Origin of the sequence: Pandoraea sp. LA3 (assembly GCF_022696215.1) — a bacterium.
Classification (GTDB): Bacteria; Pseudomonadota; Gammaproteobacteria; order Burkholderiales; family Burkholderiaceae; genus Pandoraea; species Pandoraea capi.
Genome location: NZ_PTPY01000019.1, coordinates 14,582 through 29,748 on the forward strand (window position 1 = coordinate 14,582; position 15,167 = coordinate 29,748).

A 15,167-nucleotide genomic window follows, 5' to 3' on the forward strand; every position below is an offset into this window, starting at 1 on the left:
GCGGTGACGGGGCGGGTGCCGGTGCGGGCCGAAACAAAGCACGGCGCCCCGTTGCGGGTTAGGGCTTTGCCGCATAGCAGCAAACGTCCTAGAATCGATAATATGTGATTAACCCCGACCGCCGGTCGGGGTAGTCCTTCAAAAACGCAGGAAACCCACCGCATGACCGCGAGCAAGAAGACTGACGAGCGCCTGATCAAAAAGTATCCGAACCGGCGTCTGTACGATACCCAAACCAGTACGTACATCACCCTTGCCGATGTGAAGCAACTGGTGCTCGAGACCGAGGAGTTCAAGGTCGTCGACGCCAAGACGGGCGAGGACCTGACTCGCAGCATTTTGCTGCAAATCATTCTGGAAGAAGAAACCGGCGGTGTGCCGATGTTCTCGAGCGCCATGCTCGCCCAGATCATCCGTTTCTACGGCCACGCGCTGCAGGGGATGATGGGCACCTACCTCGAGAAGAACATCCAGACCTTCATCGAGATTCAGAACAAGCTGGCCGATCAGTCGAAGGGCATCTACGAAGGTGCGGCCTTCAACCCGGACGTCTGGGCGCAATTCATGAACATGCAGGCGCCGATGATGCAGGGCATGATGACCAACTACATCGAACAGTCGAAGAACCTGTTCGTGCAGATGCAGGAACAGATGCAGAGCCAGGCGAAGAACATGTTCAACACGTTCCCGTTCCCGGGTGGTCCGGGCGCGCCCGGTGCGCCGGGCCGGGACCCGAACAAGAAGCCCTGAGCCAACGCTTCGTTGGCTGACCCTGCGGTGTGACATGGGGCGCACACCGCAGAGGCATCGCCTTGCTAACCCGTCTTTTTCCCTGGTGACACCGCCGTTCGACGCGTTCGCGCGATAGTTGGAACGAACCGGGGGCGATCAGGGTAAAATGCGCGGTTAATTGACGCGATGTGACGCGATGCCGACAGACGCACTGCGCATTGCCGTTCAATCGTTACACGTATTCATTAGATCAGGATTCGCCCCATGTCCCGCCCATCGCCCGCCGGCACCCCCAAGGTCGGCTTCGTTTCGCTCGGCTGCCCCAAGGCCCTGGTCGACTCCGAGCAGATTCTGACCCAATTGCGCGCCGAAGGTTACGACATCGCCGGTACCTATGACGGTGCCGATCTCGTTGTGGTCAATACCTGCGGCTTCATCGACGACGCCGTTCAGGAAAGTCTCGACGCCATTGGCGAAGCGCTCGCCGAGAACGGCAAGGTGATCGTCACCGGTTGCCTCGGCGCGAAGAAAGACGCCGCCGGTCAGGACATCGTGAGCGCCGTGCACCCGAAGGTGCTGGCCGTGACCGGCCCGCACGCCGTGGGCGAAGTGATGAGCGCGGTGCACACGCATCTGCCGAAGCCGCACGACCCGTTCACCGATCTCGTGCCGCCCGCCGGGATCAAGCTCACCCCGCGCCATTACGCCTACCTGAAGATTTCCGAAGGCTGCAACCATCGCTGCACGTTCTGCATCATCCCGTCGATGCGGGGCGATCTCGACTCGCGTCCAGTGGCGGAAGTGATGCTCGAGGCCGAGAACCTGTTCAAGGCCGGCGTCAAAGAGCTGCTCGTGATCTCGCAGGACACCAGCGCCTACGGGGTGGACGTGAAGTACCGCACCGGCTTCTGGGCCGGACGTCCGCTCAAGACCCGCATGACCGAACTGGTCACGGCGCTGGGCGAACTGGCGAAGCAGTACGGCGCGTGGGTGCGTCTGCATTACGTCTATCCGTATCCGCACGTCGACGAAATCATTCCGCTGATGGCCGAAGGGCACATCCTCCCGTATCTCGACGTGCCGCTGCAACACGCCCATCCGGACGTGCTCAAGCGCATGAAGCGTCCGGCGTCGGGCGAGAAGAACCTCGAACGCATTCAGGCGTGGCGCAAGATGTGCCCGGATCTCACGATCCGCAGCACCTTCATCGCCGGGTTCCCGGGCGAGACGGAAGCCGAGTTCGAATACCTGCTGGACTTCCTGCGTGAAGCGGAACTGGATCGCGTGGGCTGCTTCGCTTACTCGCCGGTCGAAGGCGCCCGCGCCAACGAACTGCCCGGCGCGCTACCGGACGAAGTGCGCGAAGAACGTCGTGCCCGCTTCATGGAAGTGGCCGAGGAAATTTCCGCCGAACGCCAGCAGCGCAAGATTGGCAAGACGATTCAGGTCATCGTCGACGAAATCAATCAGGACGGCGGCATCGCCCGCTCGGCCGCCGATGCGCCGGAAATCGACGGTCTCGTGTACATCGAACCCACGCCCAAGGCGGCTAAGCGCCTCAAGGTCGGTGAGTTCGTGAATGTCGAAGTGACGGGCGCCGATGGCCACGATCTGTGGGGCGAGGTGGTCTGATGACGCAAGTGGATCGGAACGTGACGTCAACGCCGCAAGTCCTCGCGATGGGCGAGGCGATGATCGAATTCAACCAGTCGCCTACGGATGCGCGTCAGTATCTTCAAGGGTTTGGCGGCGATACGTCGAACTTTGCCATTGCCGCGCGGCGTCAGGGCGTGAGCACGGGGTTCGTGAGCGCCGTGGGTGACGATCTGTTCGGCCGTATGCTGCTCGATCTGTGGCGAGACGAGAACGTGGATACGCAATGCGTGCGTGTCGACGCGCAGGCGCCGACCGGCGTCTACTTCGTGTCGCACGACGAGAACGGGCACCACTTCGACTATCTTCGCGCCGGTTCGGCTGCAAGCCGTTACCGTGTGCAGGGTGTGCCGGACGAAGCGCTCGGCGGTGCGAAATTCCTGCATCTGTCGGGCATCAGTCTGGCGATCAGCGTGAACGCTTGCGACGCCGCGTTCGACGCGATGTCGAAGATTCGCGCCGCCGGCGGACAGGTGTCCTTCGATACCAATCTGCGCCTCAAGCTGTGGCCGCTGGCACGTGCGCGTGCCACGATGCGCGAGGCATTCAGCCTGACCGACGTCTGTCTGCCGAGCTGGGACGACGTGACGGCCGTCACCGGTCTCGAAGATCGCGATGCCATTCTCGACGAACTGCTCTCCCACGGTGTGAAGGTCGTGGCGCTGAAGCTGGGGCGTGAGGGCTGCTACGTGGCCACGCCGCAGGAGCGTCGTATCGTCGCACCGTACCCGGTGCAGGCGGTCGATGCCACCGGCGCTGGCGACTGCTTCGGCGGGGCGTTCATTGCCCGTCTGGCGCTCGGCGACGATCCGTTCACGGCTGCGCGTTACGCCAACGTGTGCGCGGCGCTGTCGACGACCGGCTACGGCGCGGTCGCCCCGGTGCCATACGCCGAACAGGTGCTCCAGCAACTGGCGGCCTGAAGTTTCGGGACGCGCGCTCGCGCGTCCTCCTCGCATATCTTCCTGTCTTCCTGCCGGACGTCGATCGAAACGACCGCCGTCCGCGCAAGCGTCATCATCGAAGTTTCCCTCCAATGAGCCTGCCATCGCGGTAACCCCTACGGCGCTATACTCGTTGCAAACCGATATCCACCCGGAGGAGAGACATGCAACGAGAAGTCGTGATCGTGAGCGGCGTACGTACCGCGATTGGTGATTTTGGCGGCAGCCTGAAGGATTTCGCACCGACGCAGCTCGGCGCCATCGTCGCCCGCGAGGCCATGGCCCGTGCCAAGGTCGGCGGTGAAGACGTCGGACACGTCGTGTTCGGCAACGTCATCCATACCGAACCCAAAGACATGTATCTGGCGCGCGTGGCCTCCATCGAGGCGGGCGTGAGTCAGCATGCCCCGGCGATGACGGTCAACCGTCTGTGCGGCTCGGGCCTGCAAGCCGTGGTGTCCGCCGCGCAATCGATCCTGCTGGGCGACACCGACGTGGCGATGGCCGGCGGCGCGGAAAGCATGAGCCGTGCGCCGTACGTGATGCCGGGCGCTCGCTGGGGCACGCGCATGGGCGAGTCGCGTCTCGTCGACATGATGCTCGGTGCGCTGCACGATCCGTTCGCCAACATCCACATGGGCGTGACGGCGGAGAACATCGCGAAGAAGTGGGGCATCACGCGTGAGGATCAGGACCGGCTGGCGGTGGAATCGCATCATCGCGCGGCGCGGGCGATGGCCGCTGGCTACTTCAACGATCAGATCGTGCCGATCACGTTGAAGTCGAAGAAGGGCGACGTGGCCTTCACGACTGACGAGCACGTGCGTGCCGACGTCAGCCTGGAAGACATGGCGAAGCTGCGACCGGTGTTCGAGAAAGATGGCACCGTGACGGCAGGCAATGCGTCCGGTCTGAACGATGCGGCGGCGGCGCTCATTCTCATGGAGCGCGCCGAGGCCGAGCGTCGTGGCGCGAAGCCGCTCGCGCGGCTGGTGAGCTATGCGCACGCGGGCGTCGATCCGAACTACATGGGGATCGGTCCGGTGCCGGCATCGCGCAAGGCGCTGGAGCGCGCGGGCCTCAAGGTCGAGGATATCGACATTGTGGAAGCGAACGAAGCGTTCGCCGCGCAGGCGTGTGCCGTCACGCGCGACCTCGGCTTCGATCCGGCGAAGGTGAACCCGAATGGCTCCGGTATCTCGCTGGGCCACCCGATCGGCGCGACGGGCGCGCTGATCACGGTCAAGGCGCTGCATGAGTTGCAGCGTATCGGCGGTCGCTATGCGCTGGTCACCATGTGCATCGGCGGCGGTCAGGGCATTGCAGCCGTGTTCGAGCGCGTGTAAGTTACTCCCGGGGGCCGGCGTCGTTGCCGGCCCAAGTCTTTCCGGAGCCGTGATGACGCAAGACAACCGCAAGCCCTTCGACAAGCCCGAAGCCAACGGCTGGCACTGGCAAACCAATATTCTGCACACCGACACACAATTGCCGGCGGGCTTCTCCGCCATGCCGGTGCCGGTGGCACGTGCGTCGACGGTGATTTTCCCCGATCTGGCCGCCATGCGCGCGCTCGACTGGAAGAACGACAGCCAGTGGCGCTACGGCTTGCACGCGACGCCCACCTCGATGGAGTTGATGCGACGTCTCGCTGCGCTCGAAGGCGGCAAGCATTGCCTGTTGTTTCCATCGGGTCTCGCGGCCATCTCCAATGTCTACTTCGGTCTCGTCAAGCAAGGCGACGACGTTCTGATTCCCGATAACGCCTACGGCCCGAATCGCGAGCATGGCGACTGGCTTGCGGCGTCGTGGGGCATCACGGTGCGCTACTACGATCCTATGATCGGCGATGGAATCGGTGCGCTGATCCAGCCGAATACGAAGCTGATCTGGCTCGAAGCGCCGGGTTCGGTGACGATGGAAGTGCCGGACATTCCGGCGATTGCCCGTGTGGCGCGCGAGCGCGGGGTGCTCACAGCCATCGACAATACGTACTCGGCCGGACTCGCGTTCCGTCCGTTCGATCACGGGGTAGACATCTCCGTGCAGGCACTGACGAAGTACCAGTCGGGCGGTAGCGACATTCTGATGGGCGGCGTCGTGACCATCGAAGACGACATTCACCATCGCCTCAAGCAGGCGCGCATGCGCATGGGCGTCGGGGTATCGGCCGACGATTGCAGTCTGGTGCTGCGCAGCCTGCCGAACATGCAGTTGCGCTTCGAGGCCCATGACCGTTCAGCGATGACGCTAGCGACCTGGCTGGGCACGCGCCATGAGATCGCGGCGGTGCTGCACCCGGCGTTCGAAGATTGCCCCGGGTATCAGTATTTCCGGCGCGACTTCACGGGCGCTGGCGGTCTGTTTTCGGTGGTGTTCGACGAGCGCTACACGCAGGCACAGATCGACGCTTTCATCGAAGCGCTGCGCCTGTTCAAGATCGGTTTCAGTTGGGGCGGGGCGCAGAGCCTCGTGGTGCCGTATCGAGTGCCTTCGATGCGCACCGAGACGCCATGGCCGCACAAGGGCGTGCTCGTGCGCTTCTACGTGGGACTCGAAGACGTGCGCGATCTGCAAGCCGATATCGAAGCCAGCCTGAAGGCGCATCTCGGCGGCTGATCTCCACTCGTCGGTCAACCTGCACCGGCCAAACTACGTCGGCCATGCCGTGATCCGGCTGCGGCATCACGGCACCACGGTGTCGCGGCCTCGTTCGCCGAGGCCGCTCGCCACGCGACGGCGTGCATGTCGCCTGATGCCCTCGGCTCAGGCCCGGAACAGCGACAGCAGTCCGTCCAGCCCGACGTAGTTGAACGCGACGGACGCCTTCTCCCGCACCACCGGCTTCGCCCGGAACGCGACCGACAGGCCCGCGATGGCCATCATCTGAAGATCGTTCGATCCGTCACCCATGACGATCGCCTGCGCGGGCGTCGCGCCAAACTGCGCGGCGACTTCGGTCACCGTGCGCGCCTTCACTTCTGCATTGACGATCTCGCCGAGCACCCGCCCGGTCAGCTTGCCGTCGACGATTTCGAGCGTATTCGCGCGCGTGACGTCGAGGTTCAGACGCGCCTTGAGGCGCTCCGTGAAGAACGTGAATCCGCCTGACACCAACAGCGTGCGTATGCCCAGCGATTGAACGCCGCGCAGCATCGTCTCGGCGCCCGGCGAGAGTTGCAGGCGCTCCTCGAAGACCTTCTCCAGTGCACTGGCATCGAGCCCCTTGAGCAAGGCGACGCGGCGCGTCAGGCTTTCGTTGAAGTCCTTGATTTCGCCACGCATGGCGGCTTCGGTGATGGCGGAGACTTCCGCTTTCAGGCCGCAGTAATCCGCGATTTCGTCGATGCACTCGATCGTGATGAGCGTCGAGTCCATGTCCATGGCGACGAGCTTGAAATCGGACAGACGGCGCTCGCTGTCGACGATGGCGACATCGACACCGTACTGCTGCGAAAGCGCGCCGATGGCGCTTCGCAACGCAGGCGAGTCGATGACATCACGCACACGTGCAACGCCGCGAGCGGTTTCGATCGTAGCGTTCGGGGCCAGGGCCTGAATGGCGGCTGGCGGCACCGGCACAGACATGTCTGCCGAAGGCGTTGCGGTGCCCGAATCGGGACCGGTGGGGACATGAGGTCCCAATATGACGAGGTCGTGAGCCATCTGGAAATGTAAATAAGCGACTGCGCAAATGCCACGCGCCAACCGCCCGTTTGGCGGGCGCCGCGTGCGAATGGAACCGCATTTTACAGGGTTGCGAACCCGGCAGCCGCTTTCCCATTGCCCTTGGTTTGAGCGAAAAGTGAACTCGATGGTGTTGACGTCGGCGGGAGTATCTGCCCGCAGGGAGCTGATACCTAACGTTTTCAGCAGGAGGACACATGCAGATCGCTTCGTACCGAGGGCCATTGGCACTTGCATGGCAATCGAGCCAAACCTCAGCATCAACCCAATCATCCGAAAGGCAGTGTCGCAGACGTGAATCCGAGCCAGCCCTCGTCGACTCGCCGCAAAGGGGCGAGGCGGACGGCAACGTGCAGATCGAAGGCGCATCACAAACCGCAGATGTTCAGGTGGAGGCGTCGCCAATCCTCGCGACACTGGACTGGCGTGCAAGGGTCGTGCACGCGTTGGTGTGCACGCCAGACGCCACATGGGGGCCCGTGTCGTCGTCGCTGGCATTCCATTTGCTGGATCGTGCGGACTCGCAGGCGCATCCGGCGGTTCAGAGCGGTGTGCGCCTGATGATGGACTGGCTTGCCGACGTATGCGGTACGTCGTGTCGGGACACCGAATCCGACGCCGACTCGGTCGAACTGATCCATGACGGTCAGCGCTTCGGCATCAGCCGGAACGGTCGTCACGCATGGGCGCGGACGTCGATGCCCTGTCACGGTCTCTGGCATGCGCTGGCCGCGTGCGCCGATGCCCGGAATATGACGGATGTCGACGTGGGAGACGCTTCAACGTGGCGCTCGCTCATGTCGCGGCTTGTGCTGTCGGATCCGGCATTTGCCGTCGCGGCCTGGCAGACGCTATTGGTGGGCGATGCCCCTGAGTTTCGTGGGTGTCCGCCGAGCCCATTACGGGACATCGGACGTGCGTGCGGGAGGCTTCTCGCGGTCGGTGCGGCGCTGGGGACGGCTGTCGGATTCGGAAGTGGCGCCTTGCTTTCCGGCGCGCCCACGCAGACGGACGATGGTGCATCGCTGCGCAATGGCACCGCCGGTAGCGATGTGGCGCACGATTCGCAGCCCTCCCTCTACGGGACATTGACGGCGTATGCCCCCTTGGCCGCAGCCTTCGCAGCAGGCGCGCTGGAACTGGCCGCCACCGTTTGCACGTATGCGGCGCTGCCCGGTGCTGAAAGGTCGACCGCGTTCCAACGGGCGCAATACCTGAGCGCGTTTCCTCGTTTGTTGCCATCGCTGTCGGCGTCCGAGTTGCGGGCGTTGGTCCTGCGACTCGGCCCACAGTTCGCGCAACTCGATGTGCGCGATGTCGCGTCGGCCGTGCAGCGTTGTCTCGATGCCAACGTTCGAAATCTGCCCATCGGCAAAATCATTGCAGGCCTGGACGTCGACGCTCTCTACCGGGAAGCGCGTGAGCGCGAGCAGCGCGGGTTTCGCTTCAAGCGCTCAGGGGCTGCCGAAGCGTTGGAAGTCGCCATTCAGCTCGCCTATGCCGCGAAAATTCTGACGCCATGGGAGGACACGATCCTTGAGGCGCGAGCGCTTCGTCGCAGCGAGCGATGGGCGCAATGGTGCGAAGCGCAGGATGTTCTGGCGCAGGCGAGCGCACCGCGTCGTCTCGCCGCGACGCCATTCGTGCCACCGCCTCCGCGACAGGCATCCCCCGTCAACCGAACGTTCATGATGAACACCGACGACCTGCCGCTGCCGGATTTGCTCACCCCTGAGCGGCGCGACATGCTGCGCGACATTGTCGAGCAGCGCGTGGTCGTTGGCTCGGACGCCATGTCAGCCATGTCATTGAACCCGGTGGAGTTCATGGCGCCCGTCGCTGCGACATCTGCCGCCCCGGACTCGCCAGAGCAGGCCGAGCTGCTCGCAGTCACAGCGCAAGCCGCTTCGACGTCGGTTGCCGTGGCAGCGTCGGGCAAAGGCAGGTACGTAGCAGGTGGAACGTTTATCGGGTTGATCATCGGGTTCGGTCTCTCGAGTTTTCAACGCTTTTTTTGGCCAGAGACCGAAACAGAGACGCTTGAGACGGATGAACTGCGCTCCCTGCCGCTCGTCAACCGGCCGTTGCATCACGCGAAGCCCTCGCTGGTCAACGAACCACAGTCGGCAAACAAGACGTCGAACGTGATCTCGACCGGCGAATCTCCCACGCTCGATCAGATGCTTCAAATCATCGAAGCGACGGAGATCGGCCGGCTGCGAAACGTCTCGATGGACGGTTACGCGGGGCGAGCGCAAGCGCATCTGTGCCGTCAGATGGAGGCCGTGCTGGGTCGGCTGCCGGGGCCTGCGCTCACGCAGGTACAACGCGGCCCGCATGACGCCGAGGCCTCCTCCGGTAAGCCGACGATGCCATGGGGAGGCGAAGTCGAGGTGACGTTCAGGTTCTGGGGGCGTTCGCCCGAACCCAGCCGCTTTGCAATGGGGTGGGGCAAGACGGAGTCGCAGACCTTCACCCTGTTCGATGTGGCGTTGGGGCATCACTTCCTGCGTGAGTTCAAAACCCCGTCGGGGATCAGCGAGATCGTGGCGTTGAAGGCCGTCGACCCCAAACACGAAGCCATGCTGACGCGGATCGACGACGACATATTCCGCGATGCCTTGAACACACATCTGGCGGACGAACTCGAGCGCCAGCGAAACAATCCGCTGTTGATCGATGACTACGAGGCGTATGTGCGTCGCGTGTACATGGGGGTGCTCGTCAACGCGACGACCGATGCCTGGGAGCGTCAGGCGCCCCCGGGCAGCCGCGTGAGCAGCGTCAATCACCCATGGCACCCGGCGCGCGCGGGGCAGGGGCAGCGGCGCAAGTTCCGGGCGGGTTATGGCGCCGTTCGCCTGTTGGCATACGAGGGCGCCATCGTGCCGGATCTGGTTTGTGTCACGCAGCCCGCCGGTAGCGCGGTGCTGCTGATCTCGATCGCGCACGCCATGGCTTTTCACTGGAGCCCGGAAGCCGAGTCGACCGACGCCTTCCAGCGATTCATCGAGTGTCATCTGTCGAAAACGCAGCGCCAGCATCTGGAACGCTGTGCGCGGTGGAGTCCGCTCAAGTTTCGGATCGATCCGGTCGTGCTGACCAACCGGCCATGTCAGGCGTCGCGTGCCGGCATCAGCGGGCCATCTCCGCGTCAGTCGCCGTCAAACGCCACGCTCGCCTCATACAGCCAGGTATCGCTCGAACCGTCGTTTTCCTTCGTGTCGTGTCCATCGCCGGAGCGGGAGCTCTGGTTTGCCAAGGTCGCACGGGCGGATAGCGACCGCGAACTGATGATCGTCAACAATGCCAGACGCGCAACGTTTCAGGTCAGTAGCCTGCGACAAAAAATCCTGGACTCGCTGAAGTTCACCGGCCCGGCAACCGCAACGGCGTTTGGCGATACGGATCGGGCCGGCACCCTCGTGACGCTGGCCTGCGAACTCGACCCATATGGCGCGAACTATGCAACGCTCGCCGCGCGCGCCCAGCGAGCGGATGTGGACGAATTGAGGCGGATTCAGCGAGAGATGTCGGTGTCGGCATCCATGTCGTCGTTGTTTCGCAATCCGCATCTGCAACCGATCGATGCCGTTACGGACTGGATGCTCGAAAATCTCGACAACATGCGCGACATCTCGCGCTCGATCGATACTTTCATGGCGGGATGGCCCAAGATCAGCCGACGGCGCGGGAAATTTGCCGATGCCATGGTCTCTCGTAGCACCGATGCAAATGGCGCCGGGACACCTGTCGCACAACCGGTGTGGGTGGAATTGAGTGCCATCAAGTCACGGTACGATCTGCGCACTGGCGGTGCGGTGACCCGGGGGCTGACGTCTGAAGACAACCGCATCGAGGCTTTTCTGGGAAGTGCTGCTGCCCGGGTGGTCTCCATCGATCAGTTGTCGAGAATTCCGCGCGGCTATTGCATTGCGCTGGCGCTGACTGGCGACACGATAGGCTTCGCCGGTGTGATGAATGGGGACCGGGCGGTGTTCGGAGCGTCTGGCAATGCGCATGAGACACCGTCTGCGACCTACACCATCGATCGGATCGACATCGCCCGTTTCACGTTCCTGACAGATGGGCAGTGCCGCTATGACGATCGAGAGGGCACGCTGTATGTCGAATCCCTTACTGACCGGCTGCCCGCCTGGTCGGACACTGCGAAAAAGGCGGCCCAGCGGCTTCAATCCCTGCGCGGAACCACGACGTCGACGTCTACCTCCACGGCGCCTCCTCCGGAGTCGCACGCTTCGTCGAATCCGACCGTGAGTGGATCTTTCAAACCGCAACCGAATGCGGAGCATCTGGCGTCGCGCTCTCGGGCGAAGCGTGCCCATGACCACTGGGATGCGTTCGTGGACGGGTGGTATTTGCAGAATGGCCGCTTGCGGGGGCGTGACGGTTTCGACAGTCGGTCGTCGAGTGCGACTGCGGTGCCGCCGCCGAGCGTCGGTGCTTTGCTCGGTCGGGACGTTCACGTCCCCCGATTGTCCTCGCAGGAGATCGTCGCGCGCTGGAACGCCCCCCCGGTCAAGGCGGCCTTCACGCAGTTTGTCGAGCGTGTCATGCAGGGGCTGGTGCTGTGGCACCTGCCGCAAATGTCCGCGGATCATGGCGCCCTGATGCTGGCCGCACTCAAGAACACGACGCAGTTTCGGACGGTGACGGTGGGCGGTGAGCGTCTGCCGTGCGTGGTCGGTCTCGGTGATGCGCGATGCCGGATGTTGTTGTCGCTGACCTCGGGTGAAGCGGTTCCGCTCGCTGCAGAGGATGAGACGACGGCATTGCGCGCGTTTCTTTCCCCCCACGCGAACGTCACCGGGCAGGCGATGCGTGTCACGTTCGGGCAATCGCTGGACGAGGGCAATGTTGCCCCGATCATCGACGATCTTCGCGACCGGGTGCGTGATGCGGCAGCGCGCAACCAGACGCTCGGCGCGGGCATCGTCGACCTCGTGGGGCATGTGGCCGCGATGTTGCCACGCAAGGATGCGCAAACCTTGCGCGCAACGATCGGAGGCACGGCCACCGACGACGTGCGCCTGAGCCAGGAGGCGATCTATCTGAACGAGGTGGTGGATCGCGCGCAAACGTCGCCCGGTCTGGGGTGGGCCTATGACATCGGTACGGCGATCCGCGAATTCTCCGGCGATATATTTCGTCGATCGCCCACGGGCGAGTCGCTGAGCGGCGCCACGGCGTTTGCGCAAGCGTTCGTCGAACGGATCCGGCAGTGCCGCGTCCAGCACCGCGTGAGCGGCGACGTGGCCCGCCTGATCGAGTGGGGAATCAACGACTCGGACTTTGCCACGGCGCTGCTAGCGGCAGGCGTCGAACTGGAAGACGGCCGGTTCGGTGCGGCGATAGCGTCGCTGCGGCATCAGGTGCCGGGCCGTCCCGGACTCTGCCTGCGACAACCGGTGGCGTTGCAACTGATCGCGTTACATGGCCCTGACGCGCTTGCCAGCGTGCCTCGCGGCTACCGGATATTGATTCGTCCTGCGTCGACCGGGCGCAACGATTCCGCGACGTATGACGACGGGACTTACGACGACATGCTCAGCCTCGGCGACGGGCGGATCGTGGAAGCGCGCGCGTTGGAGAAGCCCGGGGCGGCACGCTTTCAGCTGAATTCCATCTATTTCAGGCACGGCACCCCCCTATTGGACTGGTCAGAGGCGCGTGGGGTATGGCGATACTTCGGCGTCGATGTCGATCTCTGCGTGCTTAGCGATACGCCGGGGATCTACGCCGAGCCCGCCGCACCGCAACTGAATGCCGGTCAGGTCAGCGCGACGCAATGCGAAAGCGCGTTGCATTCGCACCCGGCGGTGACCGCGTTGCAGCCCGAACGGGTGGGCGCGCGCGATCTGAAGATCGACGACCGGCTGGCGCTCATGATCGAGGCGGTTGCGACAACGTTCGACACCTATGGCGTGACCGATCTCCGGTATCGAGTGACGGTGGCGTGGTCGTCGCCCGATCAGTATCGGCCGAAACTGTCGTTGGCCGTGACGGGCAAGCCGCCGGCGTTATGGGTCAGCTCGGGGGATGTCGACCGTGTGATCGCCGATTTCTTTACACGGCAGACGCTTCGCGGTGCGTTGCTGGCGCTCAGCGACGGTCGCGTCATGAGCGAGGCCGACTGGCAGGACCAGCACACCCGCCATGGAGCGAATCTCTGCATCAAGTACATCGACTTCACGTCGCTGAACGACGCGCTCGAAACAGCATGGGGGTACACCGCGCCTCCCGGCGCATTGGCCGGGGATTTCAGGCCGGCCGGGGTGATGCTCCACATGCCTGAATGGCGTAGATAACGCAAGTGAGTGAACCGTGTCGACAGGCAGGTTCCGGCGTAAAGGGATCGTCGGGACGCGTCGCTCGTCGCTGCGCGCGATTGGCCCGAGTCAACCCGCAATTCGGCGCGCATGGCTAGGCGGCAAGGCGTCGAACTTGTGCCAGACGCGTCGCAGATGACGGCTCGACCCGAAGCCGGCACGCTGGGCGATGTGTTCGAGATCGAGATGGCTGTTACCCAGCATCTCGCGTGCGAGGGCAATGCGCAGCCGGTGCAGGTAATCGATGGGGGCGACGCCGGCATGCTCGCGGAACAGGCGCGTCACGTGCCGCTCGCTCGTGCAGGCGATGTCCGCCATGGCGGAAAGCGTCCAGTCCTGCGCGGGGTCGGCGGCGATGGCGTCCTGCACGCGGTGCAGGGCGGGGTGCAGGTGATTGCGTCCTTCGAGCCACGGCGAGAGTTGCGGGTCGGCGCCGGCGCGCCGCGCGTAGACGACCATCTGGCGCGCCACTGCCGCAGCGCACAGTGGGCTGGTGGCGTTGGCGATGAGCGTGAGCATCAGATCGAGGCCCGTCGTCACACCGGCGCTGGTCCACACGTTGCCGTCGCGCACGTACAGACGGTTGTCGGCCACGCGAGCGCCGGGCGCGAGCGAGCGCAGTTCGTCGCAACTGCCGTGGTGCGTGGTGCAGGTCAGCGCGTCGAGCAACCCCGCGCGGGCCGCGAGCAGGGCACCCGTACAGATGCAGGCGAGTTGATGCGTCGGACGCACGATGCGCCGAAGCCACGCGATGGCGCATGCATCGGCGTCATGATGCTCGTCAGAGGGTGCCGGATGGACCGCGCTGTCCGACGGCGGCAGCGGCAGCGGTTTCTCGACGGTGCCTGTTACGACCACCCAGGCGTCGTCGGGCACGGTGTCGGGCAACACGTCGAGCGGCGACAGGCGCAAGCCGATCGACGTGGCGACCGAGGGCTGCGTGCCGACGTAATGCAGCACGAAGCGCACGTCGTCCTGCTGATGATTCGCGATGCGCAACGCTTCGGCCGGGGCTGCGACGTCGAGCAGCAGCGTGTTCGGCATGACCAGCAGATAGACGGGTTGAAGTCTTGGCATCGCGGGCAAACAGTCAGGACGGATTCGGACGGATTCGGAGGGGCAGCAACAGTGCGACGTTACACCGCCGCGAGCGCTTCCTCAACCGTCACGATGCGCGCGAAACGGTCGACCAGTACCGTTTCCGTGCGCTCCTTGAGTTCAGCGGTGGACAGCTCGCGACCGGTGCGTGGGTGCTGCATCGGGAACGTGAGCGTGGCTTCCGTCACGAAGTCGACGTCGTAGCCGGCGTCCGAGGCCGCGCGCGTCGTGGTCTCGCAGCACTGTTCCGTGCGGATGCCGGAGACGATCAGGCGCGTAATCCCATGCTCTACCAGCCAGGCGCCGAGGGTCGAACCCGCCAGCGCGCTGTGCTTGACCTTGTCCACCGTAAAGACCGGGTCGAGGCGCAGTTCTTCGAGCGTACGCACGAAGCCGGAATCGCGCGAGAACACCCCGCCATCGATGTGAAACACCTGCACCACGAGCACGCCGCGTGCGACGGCGCCGTCGATCAGCGCCTGCTGACGGTCGAAATAGACCGCCAGATCGTCTTCGCGCCAGTACGGGCGTTGACGGAACGATTCCTGGGCGTCGATGACGAGCAGGGCGGTGCGCGACGTTTGGGCTTGCGGATTTTGCGACATGAGATGACTCCGTGGAGTGAGTGACGATGGTGACATCGTACGGGCACGGGCGCCATCCCGATAGTCCATTGGACGACCAGAATGGGACGGATTCAGACATG

General features: G+C 64.1%; 9 protein-coding genes. 6 read left to right on the top strand and 3 right to left on the bottom strand.

Translation table 11 applies throughout. The annotated features are described in order from the left end of the window. The first annotated feature begins 162 nt into the window (after window positions 1-162). From phaR to C5N93_RS03245, 5 genes are all read left to right on the top strand, one after another. Window positions 163-750 carry a polyhydroxyalkanoate synthesis repressor PhaR gene (phaR, locus tag C5N93_RS03225; protein WP_069341147.1) on the top strand — a complete coding sequence of 196 codons (588 nt, stop codon included), beginning with the start codon at window positions 163-165 and terminating at the stop codon, window positions 748-750. A gap of 246 nt (window positions 751-996) precedes the next feature. After that, window positions 997-2,364: a 30S ribosomal protein S12 methylthiotransferase RimO gene (gene rimO / locus C5N93_RS03230; RefSeq protein ID WP_150720495.1), complete on the top strand. Its 1,368-nt coding sequence runs from the start codon at window positions 997-999 to the stop codon at window positions 2,362-2,364. Then, on the top strand, window positions 2,364-3,308 hold the full coding sequence (locus C5N93_RS03235) for a sugar kinase (RefSeq protein ID WP_242558245.1): 945 nt from the start codon (window positions 2,364-2,366) through the stop codon (window positions 3,306-3,308). The genes rimO and C5N93_RS03235 overlap by 1 nt, the downstream gene beginning before the upstream one ends. Before the next feature lie 185 nt (window positions 3,309-3,493). Then, window positions 3,494-4,675: a beta-ketothiolase BktB gene (gene bktB, locus C5N93_RS03240; protein ID WP_242558246.1), complete on the top strand. Its 1,182-nt coding sequence runs from the start codon at window positions 3,494-3,496 to the stop codon at window positions 4,673-4,675. A 52-nt stretch (window positions 4,676-4,727) separates the two neighbouring features. Further along, entirely contained in the window at window positions 4,728-5,945 is a 1,218-nt protein-coding gene (locus tag C5N93_RS03245) for a cystathionine beta-lyase (RefSeq protein WP_242558247.1), read from the top strand. A 147-nt stretch (window positions 5,946-6,092) separates the two neighbouring features. Here C5N93_RS03245 and serB read toward each other — a convergent pair whose 3' ends face one another. Continuing rightward, on the bottom strand, window positions 6,093-6,914 hold the full coding sequence (serB, locus tag C5N93_RS03250; RefSeq protein ID WP_242558248.1) for a phosphoserine phosphatase SerB: 822 nt from the start codon (window positions 6,912-6,914) through the stop codon (window positions 6,093-6,095). Window positions 6,915-7,363: 449 nt separating this feature from the next. Here serB and C5N93_RS03255 point away from each other — a divergent pair, with 449 nt between their 5' ends. Then, window positions 7,364-13,342 carry a hypothetical protein gene (locus C5N93_RS03255; protein WP_242558249.1) on the top strand — a complete coding sequence of 1,993 codons (5,979 nt, stop codon included), beginning with the start codon at window positions 7,364-7,366 and terminating at the stop codon, window positions 13,340-13,342. 90 nt (window positions 13,343-13,432) lie between these two features. Here C5N93_RS03255 and C5N93_RS03260 read toward each other — a convergent pair whose 3' ends face one another. After that, window positions 13,433-14,440, bottom strand: a complete 1,008-nt coding sequence (locus tag C5N93_RS03260) for a helix-turn-helix domain-containing protein (protein WP_242558250.1) — start codon at window positions 14,438-14,440, stop codon at window positions 13,433-13,435. A 59-nt stretch (window positions 14,441-14,499) separates the two neighbouring features. After that, complete coding sequence (locus C5N93_RS03265) at window positions 14,500-15,066, bottom strand: isochorismatase family protein (protein ID WP_242558251.1); 567 nt, start codon at window positions 15,064-15,066, stop codon at window positions 14,500-14,502. Window positions 15,067-15,167 lie beyond the last annotated feature (101 nt).

Coding starts and splice junctions, on each gene's coding strand:
- phaR (WP_069341147.1), top strand. CDS start 163: ATGACCGCGAGCAAGAAGACTGACGAGCGCCTGATCAAAAAGTATCCG.
- rimO (WP_150720495.1), top strand. CDS start 997: ATGTCCCGCCCATCGCCCGCCGGCACCCCCAAGGTCGGCTTCGTTTCG.
- C5N93_RS03235 (WP_242558245.1), top strand. CDS start 2,364: ATGACGCAAGTGGATCGGAACGTGACGTCAACGCCGCAAGTCCTCGCG.
- bktB (WP_242558246.1), top strand. CDS start 3,494: ATGCAACGAGAAGTCGTGATCGTGAGCGGCGTACGTACCGCGATTGGT.
- C5N93_RS03245 (WP_242558247.1), top strand. CDS start 4,728: ATGACGCAAGACAACCGCAAGCCCTTCGACAAGCCCGAAGCCAACGGC.
- serB (WP_242558248.1), bottom strand. CDS start 6,914: ATGTCTGTGCCGGTGCCGCCAGCCGCCATTCAGGCCCTGGCCCCGAAC.
- C5N93_RS03260 (WP_242558250.1), bottom strand. CDS start 14,440: ATGCCAAGACTTCAACCCGTCTATCTGCTGGTCATGCCGAACACGCTG.
- C5N93_RS03265 (WP_242558251.1), bottom strand. CDS start 15,066: ATGTCGCAAAATCCGCAAGCCCAAACGTCGCGCACCGCCCTGCTCGTC.